Source organism: Amorphus orientalis, assembly GCF_030814015.1.
Lineage (GTDB): Bacteria > Pseudomonadota > Alphaproteobacteria > Rhizobiales > Amorphaceae > Amorphus > Amorphus orientalis.
The window spans coordinates 81,909-107,791 of the sequence record NZ_JAUSUL010000003.1; the positions used below are offsets into that span (position 1 = coordinate 81,909).

The following is a 25,883-nucleotide window of genomic DNA, read 5'->3' on the forward strand; positions in this document are numbered from 1 at the left end:
CCTACGCGGCGACAATCGCGCGTTAAGGCTACCGTCAGGTTAACGACGGATCGCAGAGTGCGTGGGGTTTCCTCTCTTATCGCTCGCTGACGTCGTTGAGGACGATCGCGGTCTCGGCGACGCCGCCGGGCACCTGGCATTGCTGCACGCTCTCGCGCAGCGCCTCCCGGGCCGTCCGGTTCGCCCGGGCGACGACCAGGGTGGCGTCGACCACCCCGGCCAGGAACCGCGCATCCGGAACCCGCGCCAGCGACGGAGCGTCGAGGATGATCAGATCCAGGTGCTCGCTGAGGAGGTCGATCATGTCGGCCCAGGCGACGGAGCGGTAGAAGCTCGACGCGCTCGCCCCCGCGCTGCCGCAGGACATGTAGAGAGCCGGTGTCGACCGGTCGATCTGGATGGCCCGTTCGCTGTCGGTCCGGTCGAGAAGGACGTTGGAGATGCCGATCATGTCCTGACCGCCGAACAGCTCGTGGACGGTCGGCTGCTCGAAGTCGCAGTCGATCAGCAGCACCCGGTCGCCGGACAGGGCGGCGGCCCGGGCGAGGGACGCGGCCACCGTGGTCTTGCCTTCCCCATCCTCGCCCGAAGCGACCAGCACGCCCATGGCGCGCGGAGAGGACCGCCCGATCAGAAGCGACACCCTGAGGGCCCGCAGCGCTTCCGCGAAGGCCCCGTCGGGGGAATCGACGATCTCGGCGACCGGTGCGAACTCGCCTCTGCGGCCGCCGGCATGGGGAAGCTCCGCCAGAGGCGGGACGCCGAGAAGCTCCTGAACGTCGGAGGCAGCTCCGACCGACCGCCGGAACTGGGCGAGCACAATGGCGAGCGCCACGGCGAGAAATGCGGAGAAGACCATCCCGGCCATCACCACCAGCGGCCGGTTCGGGGAACTCGGCGTCAACGGCGGCGAGGCCTCCGCCACCACGCGCGCATCGGGCCGTTCCAGCCCGACCCGGCTCTGCACCTCGCTCTGGCGGGCCAGGAAGGTCTCGTAGACGCCCCGCGCCGCTTCGGCCTCCTGCTCCAGCGCCCGCAGCCGGATCTCCGCCTCGCGCTGATCGGCCAGTTCGCTTCTGAGCTCGTCCACGTCCCGGGCCAGGCTCGCCACCCGGTCGGTCTGGATCTCTTCGCTGCGGCCCAGGCTGTCGGTGATCTTGTCGGTTTCGGTCTCGATCGCGTTGCGCACGGACTGGAGCGAGGCCTTCGCCGCGATCAGCTTGGGATGGGACGGCTGATAGAGGGCTTCCAGCCGGGCGACCTCGCGCTCCTCCTCCGCTTCCTGCTCCACCAGGTTCTGGATCAGCTGGGAATCGATCACCTTCGGATCGCTGGACCTGCGCGCGTTCGACTGTCCGCGTGTCTGGTTCGTCGCCCGCGCCTCGGCGAGAGCCGCCTGGGCCCGGCTGAGTTCGATGCTGAGCTGGGTGATCCGTTCGCGCAGGACAGTGGACGAGACCCCTTCGGATATGCCGCTTTCCCGGCGCCAGTCCTCGACCGCCTGCTCGCGCTCGTCGACGTCCTGGCGCAGGTTGGCCAGCCGCTCCCGGAGAAGGCCGAGGCTGGTCTGGGCAAAGCTGCGCGACGCGGCGACCTCGGATTCCAGATAGACGTCGACCACGCCGTTGGCGACCTGCGCCGCGAGCTCCGGCGACGTGGCCCGATAGCTCACCCGAACCGCATTGGACTGGCCGATCCGGGTGACGCTGAGATTCTCCCTGAGTTCGCGCACCATCCGGTTGCGGGCGCGCTCGGGATCGGCGGTCGCCTCGGGATCCGGTTCCGGCAGCAGGCGGGACAGAAGGCCGGTCTCCGGATTGAGGGCCGGGTTGAAGGCGGGGTTGTATTCCAGATCCAGCGTTTCGATGACGGTCCACAGATTGGCTTCCGCCCCGATCACCTGGACCTGGGTCTCGGTGATGTTGTCGACGGGCTGCCAGCCGCTTGTCTGCCGGGCGCCGTCGAGGACCTGTTCCGGATCGAGCTGGATTTCGACGAGGGCGGAGGCCCGGTAGACATCCGGGAGCGACAGCGCGAACAGAACGCTCAGCGCCGTGCCGACGATCACGATCAGGGCGATCATCAGCCGCCGCTGCCAGACGACGCGCACCAGCCACACGAGCGGGTTCGCGAGCCACCCCTGGGCCGGCGACCACTGGTCTTCGCTCGGTGCACTGTCCCGGGCGTGGCCGGTCTCTTCACTCATTGTCGATCCGAGGACCTCTTCGACGACGAGATCGCAGGGCGCTCGGCGGCGAACGATCTTTCTGCAGGGCCGCTTTCGGCGCACCCCGGTGAATCGCCGGGGTTTCTCCGAGTGCTATACCTGTCAGCTATATGTTAACCATATCTTGAAAAGCCGAGGGGCCGCCGGCCTGCAGCGGCTAAAGCATCTCCCGTTCAGACTGACTCCGTCCAAGCGGAAAGGCTCTTGTCCGGCCCGCCAGGCTTTTCCCATGACCGCGCGCAATCAAGTCCGCCTGTTCGGCATCGATCTCGACGTCCTCGATCTCCGGGGTGCGGTCGAGCGGATCATGGACTTCGCCGGAAAGCGCCCGGCGCGAATCGTCGTGACCCCCAATCTGGATCACCTCCTGAAACTGCAGAGCGACGCCGCGTTCCATGCCGCCTATCTCGAGACCGATCTGGTACTGGCCGACGGCATGCCGCTGGTCTGGCTCTCGCGTCTGGAAGCCACGCCGCTTCCCGAACGGGTCGCAGGTTCGGAACTGATCGTCCCGGTCTGCCGGGAAGCGGCGGCGCGGGGACGGTCCGTCTTTTTCCTGGGGACGACCGACGCGGTTCTCGCCGAGGCCGAAGCCCGATTGAGGCAGGAGATCCCGGAAATCAAAGTGGCCGGCCGCCACGCTCCCGGTTTCGGGTTTCGCGAGGACGATGCCGCCCAGAAGCAGGCGGCGGAGATCGTGGCTGCGAGCGGCGCCGATATTCTGTTCCTGGCCCTCGGCGCGCCGACCCAGGAGGTGTTCGCGGTCAGATATCGCGACACGATCGGGTGCGGCGTCGTGCTGTGCATCGGTGCCGGCCTCGACTTCCTGGCCGGACGGACGTCGGCAGCCCCGGTCTGGATGCGGCGCAGCGGCGGCGAGTGGATCTGGCGGGTTCTTCAGGAGCCGGCCCGGCTGGCGCCGCGCTACGGCCGGATCCTGTGGCGGCTGCCCGGCCTCCTGGGCGCCCATTTCTCCGAGCGGCGCGCCCGCAGGACGGGCGACCCGGGCTGAGGCGCGTTGCCGCCCGGCAATGCAATTGGGACGCTCCCAGCGCCGGTCCTATTGCGCCTCCTCCGGCGCGGTCGTCTTGAGGGCCAGGGCGTGAACCCGTTCCTCCAGTTCGGCCTGGAGCAGCTTGTTGACGAGACGATGCCGGTCGATGCGGCTCATTCCGGAGAAAGCCGGCGAGACGATCTTGACCCGGAAATGGGTCTCTCCGCCTTCGCGCGATCCTGAATGCCCGGCGTGGAGGTGCGACTCGTCGATGATTTCCATCGCCTGCGGATCCAGCGCCTCGGTCAGCTTGGTGCGAATCCTCTCCGCCATGTCCGGCATCAATGCCCTCCTTTCGCCATCAGGCGCGACTATGGGCACAGGAGAGGTGGACGGCAAGACGGCACCGCCCCAGGTTCGGGCGGGTGGCCGTTAACGGTTTTTTTGCGTCTGGCGCCAGGTTCGGATATGAGTCCGGATGGCCACCAGAAATTTTCGTGCCACTCCGAAAAACGCGTCCAGAGCGAGGAGTCGTGAGTTGGTGAACCGCGTTGCCGTCTTCCGCCGCATGCGTGATGCCGCCCAGAAAATCCTGCTAGCCGGTCTGGTCGTCGCCACTGTCGCCGGAACCGCGCGCGCGGAGATCGGGTCCTACATCGTCTTCGACCTGAATACCGGCGTGATCCTGGACGAGCACAATCCGACCAAGCCCTGGTATCCTGCCTCGCTGACCAAGCTGATGACGGCCTATGTGGTGTTCCGCGCCCTCGACGAGGGTCGGATCACGCTCAAGTCCCCCGTGGTCATGAGCGAAAACGCCCGGCGGGAGCCGCCCAGCAAGATGGGCTTTCCGGTCGGCAGCGTGATCACCATCGACACCGCGCTGAAGATCATTCTGGTCAAGTCCGCCAACGATGTTTCGGTCGCGCTGGGCGAGGCCGTTTCCGGGTCGGAATCGGAGTTCCTGCGGGCGATGAACCGCGAGAGCCGCCGCCTGGGGATGACCCAGTCGAACTGGACGAACCCGCACGGCCTGCCCGACAAGAACCATGTCTCGTCGGCGCGGGACATGGCGATGCTGGTCCAGCAGATCCGCAAGGAATTTCCTGAGTACGACCATCTCTTCAAGATCACCGGTTTCAAGCTCGGACCGAAGACCTACAAGAACCACAACTATCTGGTTGGCCATTTCCCCGGCACCACGGGCATGAAGACCGGGTTCATCTGCTCGTCCGGGTTCAATCTGGCGGCCACGGCCAAGCGCGGCGGCCGCGAGCTCGGCGCCATCGTGCTCGGCGGCTACACCTCGCGCGAGCGCAACGAGGAGACGGCGAAGCTTCTCGAGATCGGGTTTCGCGCCCGCACCGGCTTGTTCTCCGGCAAGCGCCGCACGATCGACGATCTCCGCCACCTCTCGGTGACGGCCGGCCGACCGGTGGACCTTCGGCCGATCGTGTGCGGCAGCTCGCGTCCCAAGACGGCCTACTCCGACCGCAGCAACGTGGTCCCGTTCGACGAGGTCGACGAGCAGCAGATGGCGAACGCCTATGCCGCGAACGGGCGCGACGCCTTCAACACCCTGTTCACCGGCGGCCGTGACGAGGTCACCCTCAGCGAGACCGGAACCCAGGTGATTTCCTATCTCCGCAAGAGCGTGCCCGTGGACCCGCCGATCGTGCTGTCGATGGGCGGTGCCGAAGGTCCGCCCGTGGGCGTCGATCCCGAGACCGGCGAACCGGCTTCGGTGGCCGCCGGCATGATTCCGGTGCCCCGACCGCGTCCGCTGCTCGCGCTGGTGACGGACACGAACCGGATCGATCCGGCCGAGGTGGTGGCGCTTGCCGACAGCGTCCGCCGCTCGGCCAAGGCCGCGGCCGATCCCGGTGCAAGCCAGTCCATCGCCGGCGAGATCGTATCGGGCGAGACGGTCTCGGGCGAAGACGGGGCGATCGCGCTTGCCGAGGACGGCGCGGCAATGACCGGTGCGAACGAGACCGATCCGGCCGCTTCGACCAGCATTCCCTGGTTCCCGAAGCCGAAACCCGGCGAGTAAATTTCCAGCAGGACACGACCCGAATGACCGAGCCGACAGCGCCGGATGCCGACAAGGCCCGGCGACGCGAACCGATTCCGCTGACCGTCATCACCGGCTTTCTCGGCGCCGGCAAGACGACGCTGCTCAACCGGCTGCTGAAAGCTCCGGAGATGGCCAACGCGGCGGTGATCGTGAACGAGTTCGGCGACATTCCGCTCGACCATCTGATGGTGGAGAATGTCGGCGACGACGTGGTCGAGCTGTCGTCGGGCTGCCTGTGCTGCACAGTGCGCGGCGAGCTGGTCTCCACGCTCGAAGGGTTCCTGCGCAACCTCGACAACAAGCGGATCGAACGGCTGAGCCGGGTCGTGATCGAGACGACCGGCCTTGCCCATCCCGGCCCGATCCTGCAGGCCGTGATGCTGCATCCCTATCTGGTCCAGCGCTTTCGCCTCGACGGCGTCATCACCCTCGTGGACGCGGTGAACGGCATGGCCACCCTGGATGGCCACGAGGAAGCCATGGCCCAGGTCGGGATCGCCGACCGGATCGTGCTGACGAAGACGGACCTTCTCCCCGACGCGGACCGGGACGCCAAAGCGCTCGTCGCGCGGCTGTCGGCCATCAACCCGATGGCGCGGATTCTGGACAACGCCCGCGGAGAGGCAACCGTCACGGCCCTCACCGGCACCGGCCTTTACGATCCCGAGACCAAGCGGGCGAACGTCGCCGCGTGGCTCGGAGAGGACTGGGAACGGGAAACGCGGCACGCGCCCGGCCACGAGCATGCGTCCGGGCATGATCACGGCCACGCCCATGCTCACGGGCACGACCACGACCATCCGGTCAATCTCCACTCCGACAGCGTGCGCGCTTTCACTCTGGAAACCGATCGGCCGATCGAGGTCGGCGCGCTCGACATGTTCCTGGACCTGCTGGCGGCCAGCCACGGCCCGAAGCTGTTGCGGGTCAAAGGCATCGTGAAGCTGGCCGACGACGAGACGAAGCCGCTGGTTCTGCATGCCGTCCAGCACGTGTTCCATCCGCCTGTCCGGCTGGAGTCCTGGCCCGAGGGCGCGCGAACCTCTCGACTGGTGTTCATCGTCGACGATCTCCCGGAAGGCTTCGTCCGGCGCCTGTTCGACGCCTTCACCGGCAAGCCGTCCGTCGATACGCCGGACGCCGCCGCTCTCACCGACAATCCGCTGGCAATATCGGGATTCCGGCCATAAGGCCGTTCTCCTTCCGAACGGAAACTCCGGGTGACTGGAATGGCGCCCGCATCCACGAGGACGCGAGCAGGCCCCTCCCCCTTAGGCCTGCCTCAGTCTGAACGGGACATGCTCTCGACGCGCGACGAGGACGACAAGATGTCTGCCGGCTCACCCAACGGCGAAGAAACCCATCTGGATCTCAAGGGCCTGAAGTGCCCGATGCCGGTGCTGCGGCTGGCCAAGGCGATCCGAAGCGCCGACGAAGGTGCGCGCTTCCGGGTGGAGGCGACCGATCCCATGGCGAAGCTCGACGTCGCCCACTTCTGCAACACCAAGGGTCACCGTCTTCTGGAAAGCGCGGAAGGCGAGGACGGCGTCCTCTCCTTTCTCGTCGAGGCGGGAGGCCCGACCGCCGAAGCGACCGACTGAACCGGGACACTCCTTCCCGGAGGAGACGTTTGCGCGCGCTGAGCGGTAACGTCTTCTGCAAGCGGGCCGGCCGGAAACGGCCTCAGTCGTCCTCGTCCCCGCCGGGGTCGCTGTGGCGCCGCGCCACCCGGCGAACCAACAGGGCGACGACGGCAACAACGACCACCACCGACACCGCCTTGGCGATCGCCGGATCGAACGGCAGCCCGGCTTCGCTGGCACCGTCCGCGAGATAGCCGATCAGCCCGAGCACGTAGTAGCTGATCGCCGCGACCGACAGCCCCTCGACCGTCTGCTGCAGGCGCAGCTGCATCTTGGCGCGCCGGTTCATGGAAGTCAGGAGCGCGCGGTTGATCTGCTCCAGTTCCAGATCCACCCGGGTCCTCAGCGACTGGGTCGCCCGGGTGAGCTTCGTGGAAACCTTCTCCTGGCGCTCCTCGACCGACGTGCAGGTCCGGAGCGCCGGCGCCAGCCGGCGGCTGAGAAAGCCGGCCCAGGTGGAGTAGGCCTCGACGGTCTCTTCGCGCAGCGAGGCCAGACGGTCGTGGACGATGTCGTGATAGGCATGGCTCGCGCCGAACCGGAATGCGCTCGCCGCCGCATCGGCCTCCAGCCGGGCAGCCAGACCCGAAAGCTGATCGAGAAGACGGCTGTTGCCGGACAGTCCGCTGGAGCTGCGCATGGCTTCCGTCACTTCCGCCAGACCGTGCTCCACCTCGCTGACGGCGGGGGTGAGCCGGCGCGCCTCCGGCAGCCCGAGAAGGGCGAGGGTGCGGTAGGTCTCGATCTCCAGCAGGCGCTGCACCAGCGCGCCCATCTGGGCGCCTTTCAACTCGTGGTCGACAATCCGGATCCGGGTGAGGCCGTCGGCATCCTGACGGAAGTCGGTGACGATGGTCGCCGCACCGCCCATGGCCCGGGACACGCACAGGCTGGTCGGATCGAAGCCATCCAGCGGCGGCGGATCGGTCCGCGATCCCAAGCGCAGGTCCACCCGGCAGGCGGAAATCAGCGGACCGGGTGCCGCGACCTCGCGGCCGAACGGAAGGCCGTTCTCCTCGGCGAAGGCCGCCGACGGCGCATCGAACGTGTAGGTGGTGAACTCGGCGTGCTGCTCCCAGCGCAGCCGGCCGCCCAGATAATCGAGGACGAAGTGCCGGGCCGCCGGCCCCGGGCCGGACACGCCCTGGGCGAGGCAGAGCCGGGACATGCGGTCCCTATCGCGCTGAGCCGCCGCCGCGGAGGTCAGGAACGCCAGGTGGACGACCGTGCGCGGGGCTTCGAACAGCAGAAACGGGCGGGCATGGATCTCGCCAATCACCTCGGCGCGCCGGGGATCCACCTCGAACCCGAACGGACCGCTCAGATCATCCGCCTCATCATTCATCGCCAGTATCCGTGGCCTGTGCCGCCGCCGCATTCCCCGCCTCAGGCGCGCCCGAGACAGGACAACCGGTCGGCCGCATGCTTGAGCCTTCACCGATCGGGTGACGATACCCGATCGAACCGTAAATGACTCCTGCTCCGAAACCGGCGCCTGGCACGCGGTGCCCGATCAGTAGGCCTGCGCCGGAAGCCACAGGACGATCTGCGGGTAGGTGAAGACCAGCGCCAGCGCGATCAGCTGCAGGATCACGAATGGAATGACCCCCTTGTAGACGTCGATCGTCGTCACCTCCGGCGGCGCCGACCCTTTCAGATAGAACAGCGAGAACCCGACCGGCGGCGTCAGGAACGAGGTCTGCAGGGCGACCGCGAACATGACGGTGAACCAGACCGGATCGAAGCCGAGCGTGACGATCACCGGCGCCATCAGCGGCAGGAAGATCAGGGTGATCTCCAGCCAGTCGAGGAAGAAGCCCATCATGAACGCCAGGAACAGGACGAAGATGACGATGCCGCTCGGGCCGAAGGGCAGCGAGGACAGGATGTGCTCGATGAAGCTGTCGCCGCCGAGCGACCGCATCACCAGGGCGAAAGCCGTTGCGCCGACGAAGATGCCGAAGATGAAGGCGGTCGTGTAGGTGGTCTCGTAGCTGACCTCCTTGAGGACGTGGAAGCTCAGCCGACCGTTGAACAGCGCCAGCAGGAGCGCGCCGAACGCGCCGATGCCGGCGGCTTCGGTGGGTGTCGCGACGCCCAGGAAGATGGTGCCGAGAACGGCGAAGATCAGGATCAGCGGCGGCATCACCGAGATCAGCGTGCGCAGGATGACCTTAAAGGTCAGCGGTTCCAGATGGGTGGGGGCCGGCGCCGACTTCGGGCTGACCAGCGCGACGATCAGGACATAGGCGATATAGAGAAAGCCCAGGATCACGCCCGGCATCACGGCGCCGAGAAAGAGGTCGCCGACCGACAGCGACAGCTGGTCGGCCATGATGACCAGCATGATCGAGGGCGGAATGAGAATGCCCAGCGTGCCGGAAGACGCCAGGACGCCGGCCGCAAGGCTCTTGTCGTAGCCCTGGGCCAGCATGATCGGCATGGCCAGCACCGTGAGCAGCACGACCGAGGCGCCGACGATGCCGGTGGAGGCGGCGAACAGAATGCCGATCAGGATCGCGGCGATGGCGAGGCCGCCCCGGAACCGGCCGAACACCTGGACGAAGTTCTTCATCAGGGATTCCGCCAGGCCGGAGCGTTCCAGCATCAGCCCCATGAAGATGAACATGGGCAGGGCCGTGAGGACCCAGTTCTCCATCAGGTTCCAGATCCGGTTCACGACGATCGCGAAGTCGGACCAGGAATCCAGGAAGTAGGTGTCAATGCCGAAATATTCCGGCCCCGCGATCCCGATCAGAGTGAAGATCAGCGACAGTCCCGCGAGGATCCACGCGATGGGATACCCCGTCATGAGCAGGACGATGAAGGAGCCCAGAAGGGCGACGACGAGGATCTCGTAGGTTTCCATGGCGCCTATCGAGCGTTGCGGGCGAGCCGGGGCTCAGCCTTCGCGCGGAGGGAGCGGACGGGGAAAGCGGAACAGGAGAGATGTGACCCGCGACAGGCGGGCAAGGGCGGCGAGCGCAATGAGCACGAAGGCGACCACGATGACGGCCTTGAGCGCCCAGCGATGGCCGAGGCCGCCGGGCGCGATGGACACCTCGCCCATGTCCCAGGCGCGCTGAACGAACGGCACCGCCTCGATCGCCACCAGGATCGAGAAGGGCAACAGGAACAGGAAGAGGCCGAACAGCTCGATCCAGGCGCGGCCGCGCGTGCTGAGATGTTCCGCGGCCACGTCGATGCGCACGTGCCGGTCGGCCACCACGGCGAACGAGAGCCCGATCATGAAGCCGATGGCATAGACGTGCCATTGCAGCTCCTCGAACAGGATCAGGCCTTCGTTGAAGACGTAGCGCAGCACGACGTTGGTGATGATGATCCCGATCAGGACCACCCAGAGCCACGAGACCGCCTGGCCGAAGAAGTTCACCACCGCATCCAGCACCCGGGACAGCCGGGTTTCGGGAAGCGGAATCGCGGTCTTGCCGTGCTCGGCGGCCTCCACGGCTTCGATGATGCGATCGTGCGCGTCGCTCACGGCTGTCCGTCCTTTGGGCTGGGACCGGCCCGTCCGGGCAAAGACGCCCGATCGGCGGCGAAGGGCTCGAGCTGGGGTCGGCTGCGGACACATCCGGCGGCCGGCCGGCAGAGGAGTGCGGCCGCGCGGGTCAGTCCGCGCAGCCGCCGTTCACGGTGAGAAGGATCGTCCGCCTACTGCGTGGAAGCTTCGACCGGCCAGTCGCGCGGCAGGTAGCCGAGTTCGTGCCAGCCCTTGTTTTCCTTCTGGAAGGCGAGCTGGGACTCGTAGACCTTCTTGAACATCTCGTCGTTGGCCGATTCCTCGGCGAAGACCTCCGCCGACGCCGCCTGGAGGGCCTGCAGGACCTCGTCCGGCAGCCGTACCGCAGTCACGCCGTGCTCTTCCTGGAAGCGGTTGAGGACGGCGCCCTGGAGCGCCTCCGCCTTGGCGATGGCATGGGCGACACCGGCATAGCAGGCGGTGTTGATGATCGCCTGCTGCTGTTCGTCCAGCGAGTTCCAGGCGTCCATGTTCACGTAAAGGAACTGGCTCGTGGACGGCTGATGCCAGCCGGGCAGATGGTAGTACTTGGCCACCTTGTAGAAGCCGAGCTGCTCGTCGACGGTCGGAAGCGAGAATTCCGTGCCGTCAAGAACGCCCTTCTCCAGCGCCTGGTAGAGTTCGCCGCCCGGCAGCACCGTCACCGAGGCGCCGACCTTCTCCATCACCTTGCCGCCCAGACCGGCGGCGCGGAACTTCAGCCCCTTCACCTGGTCAAGGTTCTCGATCTCGAAGGTGAACCAGCCGGCCGCTTCCGGCGCGATGGTGCCGCAGAAGATCGGATAGACGTTGTAGGGGGCGTAGACCTCCTTCAGGAGTTCATCGCCACCGCCGAAATACATCCAGGCGGCGTACTGGTCCGGCTCGAGGCCGAAGGGCCGGGCGCCGAACAGCGCCGAAGCCGGAACCTTGCCCTGCTCGTATCCCATCCAGGCGTAGCCGGACTCGACCTTGCCTTCCGACACGGCGTCGAAGATTTCGAGCGGCGGTACCAGCTTGCCCGGCTCGAACACCTCCAGCCGGATCGTCCCGCCACTCATCTTGTCGACCTGCTCCGCGACCCACGGCGCAGTGTCGCCCAGCGCCGTCAGCGTCGAGGAAAACGACATCGGCATCGGCCAGCGGACGCGGTCCTGTGCGTCGGCGTCCGTCGCCAGCGATACGGCGCCCGTCAGCGCCACGAGAGCACCGAGCGCGCCGGCGCTCGCCACCCGAAGACCTTGTGCGAAATGCATGCTGTTCTCTCCCTAGGAAATCGTCCTGCCCGTCTTTGCGGACTGCAGACTCTTCTCCGACGGGCGGTTCAAGCCGCCTCGTTCTGTTGAGAGCAGATCAACGACAGGCTGCGCCGGCCGGTGTATGCCCCCTGTGGGAATGGTTTGCCGCACCGACCACCGAAGTCAAGCGCTGTCTGTCGGCCCGCCCGGTGGATCCCTCGCCGCCTCATCGTGCGCACACGCACCGACATCGCCGCGATCGCCCGTGCATGTCGGGCCAGATCGCCCGGCACGCTCCGCCTCTAGCGTTTCTGCGAGGAATACGCCGGCTGGTGCACTCGGGAGCATCGCGGAGAAGGCCGCAAGACCCGCGCGACAGACTTGTCTGCCATGCACGGCACGGGTGCCGGCAGTGGGCAATATCGTTGACCTCTCCCCCCAGACCTTCATACTGGCTTGCTTGAGGAAATGCCCGAACGGCCCGCCCTTACCGAAGGCCGGCGGCGAGAAGAATCTGGCGAAACTGCCATGGTGTTCGATCGTATCATTCACAATCGCACGGCCGACGCGATCGTCGATCAGATCGAGGAGCTGATCCTGCAGGGCGTCCTCAGGACCGGCGATCGCCTGCCCTCGGAACGCGATCTCGCGAAGCAGCTGGACGTCTCGCGTCCGATCCTGCGGGAAGCCCTCAAGACGCTCGAGACGCGCGGCCTGATCGTCGCCCGCCACGGCGGCGGCACCTTCGTGGCCGACGTCATCGGAACCGTGTTCTCAGAGCCCATCGTGAAGCTGTTCGCCCGCCAGCCGGCGGCCGTGTTCGACTATCTGGAGTTCCGCCGCGAGATCGAGCAGATCACCTCCGCCTTCGCCGCGGAGCGCGCGACCGCGGCCGACCGGGAGATCCTGACGCGGCTGATCGAAGGCATGAAGGAAGCCCACGAGCGCGGCGCCTTCGACGACGAGGCCGAACTCGACGTGGAATTCCACCACGCCATCGGCGAAAGCGCCCACAATATCCTGCTGCTGCACACGTTGCGCAGCTGCTACAGGCTGCTCGCCGACGGGGTCTTCTACAGCCGCGTGCGCCTGTATCAGAGCCCGGAAGCCCGCGACCGGCTCCTGGAGCAGCACGTGGCGATCCACGAAGCCATTATGAGCGGCGATCCGGAGGCCGCAAGGCGTGCGGCCGCGAGCCACGTCGGCTATGTGGCCGACTCGCTCCGGCAGATCGAGCGCGTCGGCGCATGGGAAGAGGTCTCCGAACGCCGGTTGTCGCGGTTTTCTCCCGGCGCCGGGGGCACGCGTAAGCGCGCCGCGCCGTCCCAGCAGACCTATCCCGAAACGCAGGATCCCCTTCCGGCCGATCCCGCCGATGGACACACCCGATGAGCGACATTCGACCGGACGGCGAAGGTCCCTTGCGCGTCGCCCTGTTCGTTACCTGCCTTGTCGACCTGTTCCGGCCGGTCGTGGGTTTCGCGGCGATCAAGCTGCTGGAGGACGCGGGTGTCGCCGTCGAGGTCCCGGACACCCAGACCTGCTGCGGCCAGCCGGCCTTCAATTCCGGCGATCAGCCCGGCAGCCGCGCCATCGCCCGCCAGGTGATCGCCGCGTTCGAGGATTATGACTATGTCGTCGTGCCGTCCGGCTCCTGCGGAGCGATGATCGCACGGCACTATCCGGACCTCTTCAAGCACGAACCCGACTGGCACGGCCGCGCGGAAGCGCTTGCCGCCAGGACCCACGAACTGGTCTCCTTTCTGGTCGACGTCCTCGGCGTCACCGGAGTCGCGGCGCACTTCGACGGCACGGTGACCTATCACGACTCGTGTTCGGGCCTCAGGGAGCTGTCCATCAAGGCCCAGCCGCGTGATCTGCTGTCGTCCGTTTCGGGGCTCCGCCTCACCGAACTGGAGGACGCCGAGGTCTGCTGCGGGTTCGGCGGAACCTTCTGCGTCAAATATCCCGACATCTCCAACGCGATGGTCGGCCGCAAGGCGGAGGCGATCGAGAAGAGCGGCGCGGGAACGGTGCTTGCCGGCGATATCGGCTGCCTGATGAACATGGCCGGAAAGCTGACCCGGCTGAACAAGCCGGTTGCCGCGCGCCATGTGGCCGAGGTCCTCGCCGAGATGGCCGACGAACCGCCGATCGCCGGCGATGCCGGGTCCGGCCGACCAGGGGGCAGCTAGCGCATGACGGGGCTATCCTTCCTGGCCCGAACCATGGGGATGTCCGACTCGGTCTGGGAGCGACATGCCAACCCATGGAGCGGCTGGACGCGGCTTGCGACCTTCCCGCTCCTGTTCCTGGCAATCTGGAGTCATGTCTGGATCGGCTGGTGGGCGCTGGTGCCGGTGGGCATTCTGGCGGTCTGGCACTGGCTGAACCCGCGTGTGTTTCCGGTTCCGACGGGGAGCGGCAACTGGATGACCCGGGGCGTCTACGGCGAACGCCTCTGGCTCAACCGGTTGCACCGTCCTGTCCCGGAGCGTCACCGGGTGGTGCCGCACCTGCTGGCGGCGGCGTCCGGGGTCGGCATCGTGATCGCCGTGATCGGGTTCGTGCTCGGCGCCTTCTGGATCGCCCTTCTCGGCTGGGTGATCGCGGGCGTTGCGAAGCTCTGGTTCGTCGACCGCATGGTCTGGCTCTACAATGACATGGCAGGTCCGGTTCCTGCAGCGGCCCCCGCCCGCGCGGATCGGCCGGTCTTCAACCCGGATGCGACCGGAGCCCCCTGATGGACGTCACGTCCCCCGCCTTCAAGGACAAGGCCGCTCACGCGCTTACCGACGCGCAGCTCCAGCGCGCGCTCGGCAACATCGGGCACGGCTTCGTTCATAAGCGGCGCCAGGCGGCGGACGCGCTGCCGGAATTCGAGCGGCTGCGCGACGAAGCCCGGGAGATCAAGACCCACACGCTGGCGCATCTCGACCTCTACATCGAGGCCTTCGCCGACAAGGTCGCCGCCGCCGGCGGCCAGGTCCATTTCGCCGAGACCGCCTACGACGCGCGCCGCGCCGTGGTCGACATCTGCCGGATGCACGAGGCCCGGACGGTCACCAAAGCGAAGTCGATGGTCAGCGAGGAGATCGAGCTCAACCGCTATCTCAAGAAGAAGGGCATTGCCCCGATCGAGACGGATCTCGGCGAGTACATTCTGCAGATCCGCAACGAGGCGCCGAGCCACATCATCGCGCCGGCGATCCATCTGACCCGCGATCAGATCGAGGCGGATTTCCGCCGTGTGCACAGGCATCTGTCCGAGGCACGTGCACTGGACGAACCGGCCTCGCTGCTCGCCGAGGCGCGCGCGATCCTGCGCGAAAAGTTCCTGAGCTCGGACGTGGGCATCACCGGGGCGAACTTTCTGGTCGCGGAAACCGGCTCGGCGGTGATCGTCACCAACGAAGGCAACGCCGACCTCACCCAGTCGCTGCCGAAGGTGCACATCGTCGTCACCTCCATCGAAAAGCTGGTGCCGACGATGGAGGACGCCTCGACGCTTCTGCGCGTGCTGGCCCGCTCGGCAACCGGCCAGGACATGTCCGTCTACACCACGGTGACCACGGGTCCGCGGCGTCCCGACGACCCGGACGGGCCGGAAGAATTCCACGTGGTGCTGGTCGACAACGGCCGCTCCGGCATGCTCGGGACCGACTTTCAGGAGATGCTGCGCTGCATCCGCTGCGGCGCCTGCATGAACCACTGCCCCGTCTATCAGGCAGTCGGCGGACACAGCTACGGCTGGGTCTATCCCGGTCCGATGGGCGCCGTTCTCACCCCCTCCCTCGTCGGGGTCGAGCAGACCGGCCATTTGCCCAACGCATCCACCTTCTGCGGCCGCTGCGAGAGCGTCTGCCCGGTGCGCATTCCACTGCCAAAGCTGATGCGCCACTGGCGCGAGGACGAGTTCGCGCGGCACCTGCAGCCCCGGGCGGCAAGGTACGGTCTCGGCGTCTGGGCCTTCGTCGCGCGGCGGCCCAGGCTCTACCGGCTGGCGACAGGCCTGGCAGCGGCGACACTGTCCCGCCTGGCCGGATCGCGCGGACGCTTGGCGCGGCTGCCGCTTGCCGGCGGATGGACGCGTCACCGGGACTTGCCTGCGCCGGCGCCGCGCACCTTCATGGCCGAATGGAAGGCGAGGAAGCGGGCATGAAGGCGAAGGACGCGATCCTGGGGCGCATCCGCAGCGGCCTCGGCGTCGACCCCGCCCACGATGAGGCGCGTCGCCTGTGGGTTCAGGACCGCCTCGCCCGGCATCCCCGCAACACCGTCCCCTCCAGGGGCGGCCTGCCACTTGACGAGCAGGTGGCGCTCTTCCGCGCACAGGTCGAAGCCGTATCCGCAACCACCGACCGGGTCTCCGACCGGGCCGGCGTGGCTGCGGCGATCGCGGCTTATGTGAACGGCCGCAACGATCTCTCGCCGTTGCGCCGGGGCGACGATCCCCGCTTCGCCGAGATCGACTGGAGACAGGTCCCCGGCGAGGTGCTGACCGGCGCGGCCGAGGACGGAGACCGGATCGGATTGTCCTACGCCCTGGCGGGGATCGCTGAAACCGGGACCTCGGTGCTCGCGTCAGGCCCCGACAATCCGACCACCCTCGCCTTTCTGCCCGACATTTCCATCATCCTGGTCGATGTCGATACGCTGTGCGGCGACATGGAAAGCGCGTTCGACCGGGTCCGCACCCGCTATGACGGCGCGGTGCCGCGCACGCTGAACCTGATTACCGGCCCCTCCCGGTCGGCCGACATCGAGCAGACGCTGCTTCTCGGGGCGCACGGGCCGCGCGCCCTGCACGTCATTCTGGTCGGCTGAGCCACCCTCACGCCCCCAATAAGCGCACCAGGTGCACACATGGATGTGAACGCACGGCGTGCGCTTTTTTCTGTCCGCCTTCCCCGAATCATGCTGTCCTGACTGTCATCAGTTCGTCATATTGCGCACCTGGTGCGCACGACGTGATGCGGAGGCAGGTCGATGGGCAAGACGGGTCGGAGCGGGCGGACGGCTGCACTCCTGGCAGGGGCGATCATGCTGACCGCCGGCGCGGCCACGTCCGCAGCGGCGCTGGAAGAAGTCGACGTGGAGCTGGTGCTTGCGGTCGACATCTCGCGCTCGATGGCGATGGCCGAACAGGTCGTCCAGCGCAACGGCTATGTCGAGGCGATCGCGTCGCCCGAGGTCGTCGCAGCCATCGAATCCGGGCTCCTCGGCAAGATCGCGGTCACCTATGTCGAATGGGGCAAGGCCGGCGCCGAACGCGTCGTGATCGACTGGCAGGTGATCGACGGCGAGGCGTCCGCCCGCGCCTTTGCAGAAAAACTGGCCGCAGAACCGCTGCACGAGGTGTCGCGGACGTCCATCTCCGAAGCGCTCGTTTTCGCCGCCGACCAGATCGACACCAATGGATATGAGGGGCTCAGGCGGGTCATCGACGTCTCGGGCGACGGACCGAACGATCACGGGCGCCCGGTCGTGCAGGCCCGGGATCTGGCGGTGTCGCGCAATATCACCGTCAACGGCCTGCCCCTGATCCTGGAAGACGGGGCGCCGCGCTGGTCGGTGGTGGAGGACCTGGAAACCTACTACGGCCAGTGCGTGATCGGCGGAGTGGGGGCGTTCCAGATCCCGATCCGGCGCCACAAGGATTTCGCCGCCGCCATCCGTCGGAAGCTGGTGCTGGAGATCGTCGGCGTGCAGCCGCAGACCCGCAACCGGGTCGTGCCGGCCGCCGCGTTCGCCGCCCGGGACGGCCGCGATCTGTGCACCATCGGCGAGCGGGCCACAGCCCAGCGGTGAGGACCCGGCCGCCGCGCCGCGGGCGCGGCTCCGATTTCAGCAAACGGTGATCGCATCGAACCAATTTCGCCGCTACACATTCCCCTGCGGATGTTTCGGAGCGTAGGAGATTGACGGATGATCACGCGGCGCGCCTTTGCTTTCGGCGGTCTGGCCATGGGACTGGCCGTTTCGGGCTGCATGTCGTCCACGGGCGTCCAGCCGCTCGGCTACCAACCCGTCCAGGCGCTGACGCCGTCGAGCCCGGAGCCGTACAACGTCGCTCCGCCCGACATCAACGCCATTCCGATCGAGTATCGTCGCCAGCGCGTGCGGGCGCCTGCCGGCTATGATGTCGGCACCATCGTGGTCGACACCAACAAGCGCTTTCTCTACCTGATCCAGGACGACGGGAGCGCCATCCGCTACGGGATCGGCGTCGGCCGCGAAGGCATGTCCTGGTCCGGAACCGCCACCATCAAGCGCAAGGCGAAGTGGCCGACCTGGACGCCGCCCCAGTCGATGATCGAGCGCGAGCCGGAGCTGGTGAAATATGCCGGGGGGATGCCCGGCGGCCCGAACAACCCGCTCGGCGCCCGCGCGCTCTATCTCTACGAGGGCGGCCGCGACACGCTCTACCGCATCCACGGCACGCGCGAGGCCCGCTCCATCGGCCACGCCGTCTCCTCCGGCTGCATCCGGCTCCTCAACACCGACGTGATCGACCTCTATCAGCGGGTGCCCATCGGCACCAAGGTCGTGGTCCTGCAGCATGTCGGCGCGGCCGCCTGAGGCAGCCTCCCCCTGACCGGTCCGGTCCGGGAATCCTAACGCTTCATTAACCGCAAATGGTGCATTCTGTGCGCCATGAGACATGCCGCCATGCCCCTGCAGAACCGGGTCACCCCCTTCGGCGAGATCGTCGCCCTGTCGGCCCGGGGTCTCCTGATGGGCAATCGCGGCGGACGGCTCCACGATCCGGAAACCAGGCTGCTCACCGGGCGCCGCTGGCGGTCGAAGGCCTGGATCATCTGCAGCCTGCACCACAAGGGCCGGCACCGGGAGGTGATGGGCACGGGCTACACCGAGCTGTTCTTCCTGGATGAGGTGACGGCGCTCGCGGCCGGCCATCGGCCCTGCTTCCAGTGCCGGCGGGAGCGCGCCCGCGCCTTCACCGCCGCGTGGAGCACCGCCCATCCGCAGGACCTGGTTGCGAATGCGGCCGCCATGGACGCCACCCTGCACCGGGAGCGGACGCCGCTCGGCATGCGCCAGCACTTTCTGGAGCCCCTTCCGGACCTGCCGGACGGAGCTATGATCGCGCTGCCGAACGCGGAGAGCGACGCCGACGATCCGTCCGCGATCTGGCAGGCCTGGGCCGTGAGAGGCGACCGGCTCCTGCGCTGGGACGGAGGCGGCTACCCCGAAACCCGGCCGCGCCCCGACACCGGTCTCGCCTACGCGCTGACGCCCCCGTCCATCATCGCGGTTCTCGCCGCCGGCTACCGCCCGATGTGGCATCCGAGCGCCGAGTGAATGCCCGCATTGCCCGCCGACAGGCCATAAGCAGCCGCTTACGGCACGCCGCTTAAGCCTTTGATCAATCGATACAGGCCCCGATCCGCTTCTTAGTCGCCGGACACGCGCGGACATCCGCCCGCGCCAACCAGGAGACTTCGATGGCAGACCCCTCCCCGACAGCAACCGCGCAAGAGCAACGGATCTGGGATCCGATCGTTCGCATCACCCATTGGCTGATCGCGCTCGCGATCCTGATCAACGGCCTCATCACGGAAGGCGGGTCGCTGGTCCACATCTGGGTCGGCTATGTCGCGCTCGCGATGCTCGTCCTTCGACTGCTTTGGGGCTTCGTCGGCACCGAGGAAGCCCGATTCCGCGCCTTTCCGCCGTCGGTCTCCGGCGCCCGCCGCCACGTCGGGGATCTCCTCGCCGGCCAGCACCGGCCTCATCGATCCCACAATCCGCTCGGCACCTGGATGGTCTACGCGCTCTGGGCGACGCTGTCCGTGATCGTGGTTACGGGCCTCTTGCAGGAAGGCACCCTGTTTCCGCCGACGTCGGTCGAGGTGAGCGTGGCGCAGGAGCCCACTGCCACCCGTTCGGCCTACGAGGACGATGACGGTGAGGAGCGGGAGGACTACGATGGGGAAGAGCATGATGACGAGGAGGGCGTCGTGGCCGAGATCCACGAGATCGCCGCGAACCTGATCCTGATCCTGGCCGCGCTGCATGTCGGCGGCGTGATCATGGAATCGCGCCTGTCGGGCACGAACCTCGCGGCCCAGATGGTCACCGGCCGGCGGCGCACCGGGGAGCGGGCGTGACCTCCGAGAGGATCGACCTCGGACGCGGCGGGCGGCTCACCACGCTCGCCGCGATCGTCGTCCTTCAGGCGCTCTGCGCGGTCTTCTTCATCGCGGATGTGGCGGACGACCTCGGCACCGCGGGTCCCGACGCGCATACCGTGTTCGAGGCCGCGGTGTCGCTGGCCCTCACGATCGGGGTCGCCTTCGGCGCGCTGGAAATGCGGCGAACGCTGGAAAAGACGCGCCGGGCGGAGATGGCCGTCTCGGCTGCCTCCGGCGCATTCGCGGAGCTGCTTCGATCCTATTTCGATCAGTGGGAGCTGACGCCCGCCGAAGCCGACGTGGCGCTGCTGGCCGTGAAGGGCCTCGACGTCACGGCGATCGCGGCATTGCGGGGTGCGGCGCCGGGCACGGTCCGCGCCCAGCTCACCCGCGTCTATGCCAAGGCCGGCGTGTCGAGCCGGAGCCAGCTTCTGAGCGTGTTCATCGAAGATCTGCTGGCCGGGCCTGTCGGCGAGGCCCGGTCCCAGGACTGAGCCGGTTCCTCCCCGGAAAATGGCGGCTTGCTATCAGGTGAACCGGCTCTAGGCCGCTACGGCGGCGGCCTCCAGCTCGTCGAAGCTGGCCACCACGTGGTCGTAGAAGGCATCGACGATCGGGTTGTCCTGGTCGCTGCGCATCACGCCGATGTCGAACGACGAAAGCACCGGCAGGCCGGACCCGCAGCCAAGCTGCCGGAAGCCGTTCTGGGCCATCCGCATCGGCATGGCCGCAACCGCCAGCCCCTGTCGCACGGCCATGGCAAGCGCCATCGCGTTGGTGCCCGAATAGGCGATCCGGTAGGGAATGCCCGCCGTGTCGAGGGCCTGCATGGTCAGGGTTCGCCAGATGCAACCCGGCTGCCAGACGGCGAGCGGCAGGGGCGATTGCGTCTCCGCCTCGCAGCAGTCGCCGGCGACCCACTGCAACTGCTCCCGGTGCACCACCCGGGCCCGATTGGTCGGCCCGGTCATGGTGATGATGGCAAGATCGAGCTCTCCCGCATCCATGAGCTGGGTGAGACGTTCGCTCGACTGACACTCGAGCGACACCTCCACCGTCGGATGGGTCCGCGCGAACCGGCCGAAGATCTCCGGAAGATAGGCCTCCGCATAGTCGTCCGGCGTGCCGATGCGGATGCGCCCGGAAATCGCCGGGCGCCGGAAGCGCCCGACCGCCTCGTCGTTCAGCCGGACGATGCGCACCGCATAGTCCAGCAGTTCCTTGCCCGCGCTGGTGAGCACGTTCTTGCGGCCCTGCTTGGCGAACAGCTCCACGCCCAGGATCTCCTCCAGGCGCCGCATCTGCACGCTCACGGTGGACTGGGTCTTGTTCAGACGGTTGCCGGCGTCGGCGAAACTCGGCGCTTCGGCCACGACCATGAAGGTTCTCAGGACATCCGGATCCAGGCTGCGCATCGACCCTCTCTCTGAATGATCATGTTTCATCATGGATAACTCTAAAAATATTCGTTTGTCCGATCAATAGGAAATCTCACATCATCGCAATCAATGGAATTGCCCGAACACATGGAGAGATCCGATGCGATTGATGATCGACATGAGCGTTGAGGAGAGCGCCGAGCGCGTCGCTGCCTGGCGGTCGGGGCTCGCCGGACTGTGGACGTTCGTGGCCCGACTCGGCCCGGACCGCAGCCGCCGGGCGACGCGCGAGCTGGACCGGCTGCCGGTTTACGTGCTGGACGATCTGGGCGTGTCCTGGAGCGACCTGATGACCATGCGCGGACGCCCGCGCCGTCCCGCCGACTTCACGTCGGTGCAGGCCATAGAGGGACGGGACACGGCGGTGGCCGGCTACACCATCGCCCCGTCGCGCACCGCCAGGTTGTCCAGGGACGAGACGATGTGGTCGGCGAGAGCGTCGATCAGGGGCGCCCGGTCCGACCAGGACTTGGCGAGCGCGATCTCGCAGTTGGGCAGGCGCGGAAAGCCTTCGGCTTCCGAGAGAACCCGCATTCCGGGACGGATCGCCGATTCCGGCAGGACCGACACTGCGAGCCCGGCCAGAACGGCGGCGCCGACGGCGGTCGAGTTCCAGCTCGCGAAGAGCACCTTGTGAGCGCGCCCGACCGACTCCAGCGCCGCGATGGCCGCACCGCGCCAGTCGCAGGTCGGGCGGCCGAGCGCAAGCGGGAGCGGATCCTCCTCATGCACCCCGTGACGGGTCGAGGTGACCCAAAGCAGGGGTTCGCGCCGGACCACGTCGCCGAGGGTCGGCCGCCGCTGGGGCACGTGGGTGACGATGGCCACGTCCAGCTCCTGCAGGCGCAACGCGTCCACAAGCAGCGGCGTCGGAGCGCACACCACTGTCACTTCCGTGCGCGGATAGGCCCTAGAAAACCGGGCCAGGATCTCCGGGAGGAACCGGTCGGCATAGTCGTCCGGGGTGCCCAGGCGAACGCGGCCGACCAACTCGGCCTCGTCGAAGGCGGACAGGGTCTCGTCGTTCAGACGGATCAGACGCCGGGCGTAATGAAGCAGACGGTCGCCTTCCTCGGTGAGGCGGGACTGGCGGCCGTCCCGAACGAAAATGGGTTTGCCGACGCGCTCCTCGAGCCGGCGCATCTGCATGGACACAGCCGACTGGGTCTTGTGCACGCTTTCCGCGGCCCGCGTGAAGCTGCCGGTCTCGGCAATGGCGATGAACGTGCGGAGCTGGTCGAGGTCGAGAAGGGCGGCCAAGGTGAACACCATCAGCGATGTTGATCATTCACATAAATCATATTCGCTGGACTGATGAATTGAAAGGCCGCATTCACGACCGTGCCGAAGGTGTCGCTGCAGAATTCGATGTCAGGGCCCGCTTCGGCGCTGCCGGATCAAGAGGACGAAGATGATGTTGATCCATTCCGAGAGTTCCACCGCCCCCTCCACCCGGACCTGGTCCGGCCGCGTGGCCGGCTGGCTCGTGGCCGCCCACAAGGCTTACAAGGGGCGCCGCGCCCTGACCCGCCTGATGGAAGCGGACGACCGGATGCTGCACGATATCGGCGTGACGCGGGATGACGTTCAGCAGGCTCTGCGTACTCCGGTGACGGATGACCCGTCGGCACGGCTTCGGGTGCGGGCGGTCGCGCGCCGCGCCACCCTGCGCTCGGAACTCGCCGACAGCCGGGCCGCCACCCAAACCAGAACGGCCCAGGCGACCGAGTGCGCCGACTGCTGAGCGGTAGGATCAGCCGTCAGGGACAGGATCGCCACCCGGCGGCTCCACCCCCGACACGCCTCCGGTGGAAGATGGATATCCACTTCGACCGGAGGCATCGTGTGCCCGTCCGGCCATTTCCATGCCGGACCGACTGTCACCCGAACGGTCGCGGCTCCGGCCTCGGTCAGCCCTTGCGGTCCATCCCGGACTTGAGCGGCGGTGGCATGAACTGGTCGAAGAGTTGCTGGTAGGTTGCCATGTCGGGCGTCGTGAACGGCGCAAAAGGCGCGGTCCGGGCAGCCGGGTCGTCCGGCGTCTGGCCGCGCATGAAGCCTTCGGTAAAGGCGGACATGGCATCCAGCCACGGATTGAACGTGACCGGCCCCGGGGTCCCCGACCGGCCGCGGGCGTATCCGCGCAGGAACGCCACCATCAGGTCGCCGGCGGTCCCGAGCTGGCTCTGCCGCGACAGCGACGTTGCGAGATCGGCGGCCATGGCCGGAAACAGCGTGTGGACCACCTCCGCCCCGAGCCCGCTGGTGCGCGCCGCCTGATCGATCACGGCACGCGCCAGATCGTCCCGGCCGAAGAAGACCCTGGTCAGGCGCTCACGGTCGTCATCCATGTCGCCCGCAGGCATCGCGCTCGACAACGCCGCCTTGAACCGCTCCGGGTCGGCGGCAGCGCGCTGATAGGCAATCGAAAAGGCCGGAAGCAGCGCCACGATCGCGCGGCTGGTCTCGGCGGTCGACAGGTCGAGCTTGTCGGCCATTTCGGCGATTGCCGAGCCGGCCCTGGCGAGAGTGGAAAAGTCGAAACCAGCATCCATCGGCCGTTCCGGAACTCACTGAACTGCGGCCACCATCCCGCAGCCGGACCGATCCGTCAAATTCTGTGGCAGCAAGACCACCATTGCCCTTTCGCGTTCATCACCTTTGCGCGCATGGAATGAATTGCCATTGACCGCGACAAACAATCGGCCCATATCGTTGGCGTTCCTGGTTTCATGCTGCCTTGCTGTGTTGGCTCAATTGAATGGCCTCTCCCAAGACTAAGCTGAACTCGGACTGAGGTCTCTTGCGATGGTTGCGAGGGACTCGCGCTTAGACGCGAATGAACTGGAGGCCAACATGGCTATTGGTACCGTTAAGTTTTTCAACCACACGCGCGGTTTCGGTTTCATCACCCCGGCTGAAGGCGGCCCGGACGTGTTCGTGCACGCCACGGCCGTCGAGCGCGCCGGCATGCCGCCGCTCGAGGAAGGCCAGAAGGTCAGCTACGACGTCGAGCCGGACCGTCGGTCGGGCAAGAACGCGGCGACGAACCTCGCCAACGCCTGATCTTCCGCTCCTCGGAGCTTGAATAAGAAAAGCCCGGCTTCGGCCGGGCTTTTTGCTGTCCGGAGGCGCTCTTTCCGCCACCGGCCCGGAGCGGATCCAGACTCACGAGATTTCCGTCCGGTTCCGCCCGGCGTCCTTGGCGCGGTAGAGAGCCTGGTCTGCGACGTAGAGCAGACCCTCGAGACTGCTGGCCGCAGGATCCTCCACCGCCAGGCCAATGCTGACCGTAGCGTGGATGACGGCACCGGAGCTGGTGTGGACCGCAGTTCCGGCAACCTTGCCGCGGATCCGTTCGGCGATGGCCTCAGCCCTTCGCCGGTCGCAATCGGGAAGCAGGAGCGAGAACTCCTCTCCACCCATGCGGGCGACGCTGTCGCCGTCGCGGACTTCCTCGCGCACCATCCGGGCGAATGCCACCAACACCTCATCACCGCCGGTGTGCCCAAAGGAATCGTTGATCTCCTTGAACCGGTCGAGATCGATCATCGCGAGCGCGACCGGACGCCCGCGGCGATCAAGATCGGCGAGGCACGCCTTCGCCTCGTCCGTGAATGCCTTCCGGTTGAGGAGATCTGTCAGCGGGTCCCGGGTGGCCAGATGGCGGAGCTTGTCCAGCAATTCCTGGCGGGCGTAAATGGCGCTGGCGACGGTTATCGGGGCAAGCGCCATCATCATCACACCGAGACGGATCGAGATCAGGGCATCGGGATCGGCGGCGATAGCCGGCACGAACATGATGCCGGCGAGCACCGATATCAGGATCCACATGGTCAGGAGAAAGGTGAGGCAGGCGGTCGCGAACAGACTGTAGGTCAGGGCACACCACAGAAGCGCCGGGATCGGATAGCTCGGCGCGCCCGGCCCGCCGATCATAAGCGCGGCGACAAAGGACAGGCCCAACGCCACCGCCGGAGCGAGCCGCGCCGGATCGAATACGCTCTCGCTCAATCCGCGGAGGTTCATACGGCGCAAACTGGACAGAGCCGGAACGGTCAGCACCATCGGAAGGATGGCCACGTAGTTCACGAGCTCCGTCAGAAACCAGGACAGCCACCCCTCAATGTAGCTGTGGTCGAAGAAGATGTGGGCGGCCAGACCGCCGACAACGCCGGACACCGCCGCGGCGAACGCCGCAATCAGGGCAAGGAGCAGGATCGCCCGAGGGCGCCGGAGGAAGAGGTCGTCGGGGTCGAGGCGCAGGAGAAACATCGCTCCGACCATAACGCCCGACATGTTGCCGGCCGTGAGCAGCCCGGCCGCGTACACTCCTCCGCCCGTCAAAAGATCGGCCGCCAGATAGCCGATCAGGGCCCCCATCCACCCGGCGGGAGAAGCCGCGCCCGGAATCCGGACGATCATTCCCAAAAGCACAGCGTTGGCCGGCCAGAACGCCGACCAGTCTCCCTCGGGACGGGCGTAAATGCCCAGCAGAGAGAGACAGAGCACGCAGCCACTGCATATCGCGAAGATCAGGACAGGATGAAGATGTCCACCGGCCGCACGAGACACGTCGTCGT

At 67.1% G+C, this 25,883-nt stretch carries 26 protein-coding genes; 16 read left to right on the plus strand and 10 right to left on the minus strand.

The features are described 5' to 3' along the window. Positions 1 to 76: 76 nt before the first annotated feature. A complete protein-coding gene (locus J2S73_RS14860) occupies positions 77 to 2,206 on the minus strand; it encodes a GumC family protein (RefSeq protein ID WP_306886399.1) in 2,130 nt (709 codons plus the stop codon). A gap of 250 nt (positions 2,207 to 2,456) precedes the next feature. On the opposite strand from J2S73_RS14860, the gene J2S73_RS14865 reads away from it, so the two are divergent. Then, a complete protein-coding gene (locus J2S73_RS14865) occupies positions 2,457 to 3,239 on the plus strand; it encodes a WecB/TagA/CpsF family glycosyltransferase (RefSeq protein WP_306886400.1) in 783 nt (260 codons plus the stop codon). A 48-nt stretch (positions 3,240 to 3,287) separates the two neighbouring features. Here the strand turns inward: J2S73_RS14865 and J2S73_RS14870 are convergent, their stop codons facing one another. Then, positions 3,288 to 3,563, minus strand: a complete 276-nt coding sequence (locus J2S73_RS14870; RefSeq protein WP_370874441.1) for a BolA family protein — start codon at positions 3,561 to 3,563, stop codon at positions 3,288 to 3,290. A gap of 199 nt (positions 3,564 to 3,762) precedes the next feature. Here J2S73_RS14870 and J2S73_RS14875 point away from each other — a divergent pair, with 199 nt between their 5' ends. The 3 genes from J2S73_RS14875 to J2S73_RS14885 all read left to right on the plus strand — a co-directional run bounded on the left by J2S73_RS14875 (position 3,763) and on the right by J2S73_RS14885 (position 6,899). After that, complete coding sequence (locus J2S73_RS14875) at positions 3,763 to 5,274, plus strand: D-alanyl-D-alanine carboxypeptidase family protein (RefSeq protein WP_306886401.1); 1,512 nt, start codon at positions 3,763 to 3,765, stop codon at positions 5,272 to 5,274. Between the two features lie 23 nt (positions 5,275 to 5,297). Then, positions 5,298 to 6,488, plus strand: a complete 1,191-nt coding sequence (locus J2S73_RS14880; protein ID WP_306886402.1) for a CobW family GTP-binding protein — start codon at positions 5,298 to 5,300, stop codon at positions 6,486 to 6,488. 108 nt (positions 6,489 to 6,596) lie between these two features. Beyond that, a complete protein-coding gene (locus J2S73_RS14885) occupies positions 6,597 to 6,899 on the plus strand; it encodes a sulfurtransferase TusA family protein (protein WP_306886403.1) in 303 nt (100 codons plus the stop codon). A gap of 82 nt (positions 6,900 to 6,981) precedes the next feature. On the opposite strand, the gene J2S73_RS14890 is transcribed toward J2S73_RS14885, so the two are convergent. The 4 genes from J2S73_RS14890 to J2S73_RS14905 form a co-directional block, all read right to left on the minus strand. Next, positions 6,982 to 8,286: a DUF3422 family protein gene (locus tag J2S73_RS14890; RefSeq protein ID WP_306886404.1), complete on the minus strand. Its 1,305-nt coding sequence runs from the start codon at positions 8,284 to 8,286 to the stop codon at positions 6,982 to 6,984. A 168-nt stretch (positions 8,287 to 8,454) separates the two neighbouring features. Further along, complete coding sequence (locus J2S73_RS14895; RefSeq protein WP_306886405.1) at positions 8,455 to 9,810, minus strand: TRAP transporter large permease; 1,356 nt, start codon at positions 9,808 to 9,810, stop codon at positions 8,455 to 8,457. A gap of 33 nt (positions 9,811 to 9,843) precedes the next feature. Then, complete coding sequence (locus J2S73_RS14900) at positions 9,844 to 10,443, minus strand: TRAP transporter small permease subunit (RefSeq protein ID WP_306886407.1); 600 nt, start codon at positions 10,441 to 10,443, stop codon at positions 9,844 to 9,846. A gap of 173 nt (positions 10,444 to 10,616) precedes the next feature. Then, positions 10,617 to 11,720, minus strand: a complete 1,104-nt coding sequence (locus tag J2S73_RS14905; RefSeq protein WP_306886408.1) for a TRAP transporter substrate-binding protein — start codon at positions 11,718 to 11,720, stop codon at positions 10,617 to 10,619. A gap of 510 nt (positions 11,721 to 12,230) precedes the next feature. Here J2S73_RS14905 and J2S73_RS14910 point away from each other — a divergent pair. The 10 genes from J2S73_RS14910 to J2S73_RS14955 all read left to right on the plus strand — a co-directional run bounded on the left by J2S73_RS14910 (position 12,231) and on the right by J2S73_RS14955 (position 20,355). Then, positions 12,231 to 13,094 carry a FadR/GntR family transcriptional regulator gene (locus J2S73_RS14910; RefSeq protein ID WP_306886409.1) on the plus strand — a complete coding sequence of 288 codons (864 nt, stop codon included), beginning with the start codon at positions 12,231 to 12,233 and terminating at the stop codon, positions 13,092 to 13,094. Further along, the gene (locus tag J2S73_RS14915) at positions 13,091 to 13,897 is read left to right on the plus strand and encodes a (Fe-S)-binding protein (protein WP_306886410.1); all 807 of its coding nucleotides are present in this window, start codon (positions 13,091 to 13,093) and stop codon (positions 13,895 to 13,897) included. The genes J2S73_RS14910 and J2S73_RS14915 overlap by 4 nt, the downstream gene beginning before the upstream one ends. A gap of 3 nt (positions 13,898 to 13,900) precedes the next feature. Continuing rightward, on the plus strand, positions 13,901 to 14,446 hold the full coding sequence (locus J2S73_RS14920; RefSeq protein ID WP_306886411.1) for a DUF6653 family protein: 546 nt from the start codon (positions 13,901 to 13,903) through the stop codon (positions 14,444 to 14,446). Continuing rightward, the gene (locus tag J2S73_RS14925) at positions 14,446 to 15,864 is read left to right on the plus strand and encodes a LutB/LldF family L-lactate oxidation iron-sulfur protein (RefSeq protein ID WP_306886412.1); all 1,419 of its coding nucleotides are present in this window, start codon (positions 14,446 to 14,448) and stop codon (positions 15,862 to 15,864) included. Before J2S73_RS14920 ends, J2S73_RS14925 begins: the two co-directional genes overlap by 1 nt. After that, positions 15,861 to 16,529 (plus strand): LutC/YkgG family protein, encoded by a 669-nt coding sequence (locus J2S73_RS14930; protein ID WP_306886413.1) that lies wholly within the window; start codon positions 15,861 to 15,863, stop codon positions 16,527 to 16,529. The genes J2S73_RS14925 and J2S73_RS14930 overlap by 4 nt, the downstream gene beginning before the upstream one ends. 162 nt (positions 16,530 to 16,691) lie before the next feature. Further along, entirely contained in the window at positions 16,692 to 17,513 is an 822-nt protein-coding gene (locus tag J2S73_RS14935) for a DUF1194 domain-containing protein (protein WP_306886415.1), read from the plus strand. A 117-nt stretch (positions 17,514 to 17,630) separates the two neighbouring features. Next, positions 17,631 to 18,284 carry a L,D-transpeptidase gene (locus tag J2S73_RS14940; protein WP_306886416.1) on the plus strand — a complete coding sequence of 218 codons (654 nt, stop codon included), beginning with the start codon at positions 17,631 to 17,633 and terminating at the stop codon, positions 18,282 to 18,284. 90 nt (positions 18,285 to 18,374) lie between these two features. Further along, entirely contained in the window at positions 18,375 to 19,028 is a 654-nt protein-coding gene (locus tag J2S73_RS14945) for a hypothetical protein (protein ID WP_306886417.1), read from the plus strand. A gap of 143 nt (positions 19,029 to 19,171) precedes the next feature. Further along, positions 19,172 to 19,837 (plus strand): cytochrome b/b6 domain-containing protein, encoded by a 666-nt coding sequence (locus J2S73_RS14950; RefSeq protein ID WP_306886418.1) that lies wholly within the window; start codon positions 19,172 to 19,174, stop codon positions 19,835 to 19,837. After that, positions 19,834 to 20,355 (plus strand): helix-turn-helix transcriptional regulator, encoded by a 522-nt coding sequence (locus tag J2S73_RS14955; protein ID WP_306886419.1) that lies wholly within the window; start codon positions 19,834 to 19,836, stop codon positions 20,353 to 20,355. Before J2S73_RS14950 ends, J2S73_RS14955 begins: the two co-directional genes overlap by 4 nt. A gap of 48 nt (positions 20,356 to 20,403) precedes the next feature. Here J2S73_RS14955 and J2S73_RS14960 read toward each other — a convergent pair whose 3' ends face one another. Continuing rightward, positions 20,404 to 21,276: a LysR substrate-binding domain-containing protein gene (locus J2S73_RS14960; RefSeq protein WP_306886420.1), complete on the minus strand. Its 873-nt coding sequence runs from the start codon at positions 21,274 to 21,276 to the stop codon at positions 20,404 to 20,406. 396 nt (positions 21,277 to 21,672) lie between these two features. Then, positions 21,673 to 22,572, minus strand: coding sequence for a LysR substrate-binding domain-containing protein (locus J2S73_RS14965; protein WP_306886421.1), 900 nt, complete (start codon positions 22,570 to 22,572; stop codon positions 21,673 to 21,675). 139 nt (positions 22,573 to 22,711) lie between these two features. On the opposite strand from J2S73_RS14965, the gene J2S73_RS14970 reads away from it, so the two are divergent. Continuing rightward, complete coding sequence (locus J2S73_RS14970; protein WP_306886422.1) at positions 22,712 to 23,044, plus strand: DUF1127 domain-containing protein; 333 nt, start codon at positions 22,712 to 22,714, stop codon at positions 23,042 to 23,044. Positions 23,045 to 23,210: 166 nt separating this feature from the next. On the opposite strand, the gene J2S73_RS14975 is transcribed toward J2S73_RS14970, so the two are convergent. Continuing rightward, the gene (locus J2S73_RS14975) at positions 23,211 to 23,855 is read right to left on the minus strand and encodes a DUF937 domain-containing protein (protein WP_306886423.1); all 645 of its coding nucleotides are present in this window, start codon (positions 23,853 to 23,855) and stop codon (positions 23,211 to 23,213) included. 301 nt (positions 23,856 to 24,156) lie between these two features. Here J2S73_RS14975 and J2S73_RS14980 point away from each other — a divergent pair, with 301 nt between their 5' ends. Beyond that, positions 24,157 to 24,366 carry a cold-shock protein gene (locus J2S73_RS14980; RefSeq protein ID WP_306886424.1) on the plus strand — a complete coding sequence of 70 codons (210 nt, stop codon included), beginning with the start codon at positions 24,157 to 24,159 and terminating at the stop codon, positions 24,364 to 24,366. Between the two features lie 102 nt (positions 24,367 to 24,468). Here J2S73_RS14980 and J2S73_RS14985 read toward each other — a convergent pair whose 3' ends face one another. After that, positions 24,469 to 25,812: a GGDEF domain-containing protein gene (locus tag J2S73_RS14985; protein ID WP_306886425.1), complete on the minus strand. Its 1,344-nt coding sequence runs from the start codon at positions 25,810 to 25,812 to the stop codon at positions 24,469 to 24,471. Positions 25,813 to 25,883: the final 71 nt, after the last annotated feature.

Excerpts from the sequence above, each read along its gene's own strand:
- J2S73_RS14860 (WP_306886399.1), bottom strand. The coding sequence starts at position 2,206 with ATGAGTGAAGAGACCGGCCACGCCCGGGACAGTGCACCGAGCGAAGAC.
- J2S73_RS14865 (WP_306886400.1), top strand. The coding sequence starts at position 2,457 with ATGACCGCGCGCAATCAAGTCCGCCTGTTCGGCATCGATCTCGACGTC.
- J2S73_RS14870 (WP_370874441.1), bottom strand. The coding sequence starts at position 3,563 with ATGCCGGACATGGCGGAGAGGATTCGCACCAAGCTGACCGAGGCGCTG.
- J2S73_RS14880 (WP_306886402.1), top strand. The coding sequence starts at position 5,298 with ATGACCGAGCCGACAGCGCCGGATGCCGACAAGGCCCGGCGACGCGAA.
- J2S73_RS14885 (WP_306886403.1), top strand. The coding sequence starts at position 6,597 with ATGCTCTCGACGCGCGACGAGGACGACAAGATGTCTGCCGGCTCACCC.
- J2S73_RS14890 (WP_306886404.1), bottom strand. The coding sequence starts at position 8,286 with ATGAATGATGAGGCGGATGATCTGAGCGGTCCGTTCGGGTTCGAGGTG.
- J2S73_RS14895 (WP_306886405.1), bottom strand. The coding sequence starts at position 9,810 with ATGGAAACCTACGAGATCCTCGTCGTCGCCCTTCTGGGCTCCTTCATC.
- J2S73_RS14905 (WP_306886408.1), bottom strand. The coding sequence starts at position 11,720 with ATGCATTTCGCACAAGGTCTTCGGGTGGCGAGCGCCGGCGCGCTCGGT.
- J2S73_RS14910 (WP_306886409.1), top strand. The coding sequence starts at position 12,231 with ATGGTGTTCGATCGTATCATTCACAATCGCACGGCCGACGCGATCGTC.
- J2S73_RS14915 (WP_306886410.1), top strand. The coding sequence starts at position 13,091 with ATGAGCGACATTCGACCGGACGGCGAAGGTCCCTTGCGCGTCGCCCTG.
- J2S73_RS14920 (WP_306886411.1), top strand. The coding sequence starts at position 13,901 with ATGACGGGGCTATCCTTCCTGGCCCGAACCATGGGGATGTCCGACTCG.
- J2S73_RS14925 (WP_306886412.1), top strand. The coding sequence starts at position 14,446 with ATGGACGTCACGTCCCCCGCCTTCAAGGACAAGGCCGCTCACGCGCTT.
- J2S73_RS14930 (WP_306886413.1), top strand. The coding sequence starts at position 15,861 with ATGAAGGCGAAGGACGCGATCCTGGGGCGCATCCGCAGCGGCCTCGGC.
- J2S73_RS14935 (WP_306886415.1), top strand. The coding sequence starts at position 16,692 with ATGGGCAAGACGGGTCGGAGCGGGCGGACGGCTGCACTCCTGGCAGGG.
- J2S73_RS14940 (WP_306886416.1), top strand. The coding sequence starts at position 17,631 with ATGATCACGCGGCGCGCCTTTGCTTTCGGCGGTCTGGCCATGGGACTG.
- J2S73_RS14945 (WP_306886417.1), top strand. The coding sequence starts at position 18,375 with ATGCCCCTGCAGAACCGGGTCACCCCCTTCGGCGAGATCGTCGCCCTG.
- J2S73_RS14950 (WP_306886418.1), top strand. The coding sequence starts at position 19,172 with ATGGCAGACCCCTCCCCGACAGCAACCGCGCAAGAGCAACGGATCTGG.
- J2S73_RS14960 (WP_306886420.1), bottom strand. The coding sequence starts at position 21,276 with ATGCGCAGCCTGGATCCGGATGTCCTGAGAACCTTCATGGTCGTGGCC.
- J2S73_RS14965 (WP_306886421.1), bottom strand. The coding sequence starts at position 22,572 with ATGGTGTTCACCTTGGCCGCCCTTCTCGACCTCGACCAGCTCCGCACG.
- J2S73_RS14970 (WP_306886422.1), top strand. The coding sequence starts at position 22,712 with ATGATGTTGATCCATTCCGAGAGTTCCACCGCCCCCTCCACCCGGACC.
- J2S73_RS14975 (WP_306886423.1), bottom strand. The coding sequence starts at position 23,855 with ATGGATGCTGGTTTCGACTTTTCCACTCTCGCCAGGGCCGGCTCGGCA.
- J2S73_RS14980 (WP_306886424.1), top strand. The coding sequence starts at position 24,157 with ATGGCTATTGGTACCGTTAAGTTTTTCAACCACACGCGCGGTTTCGGT.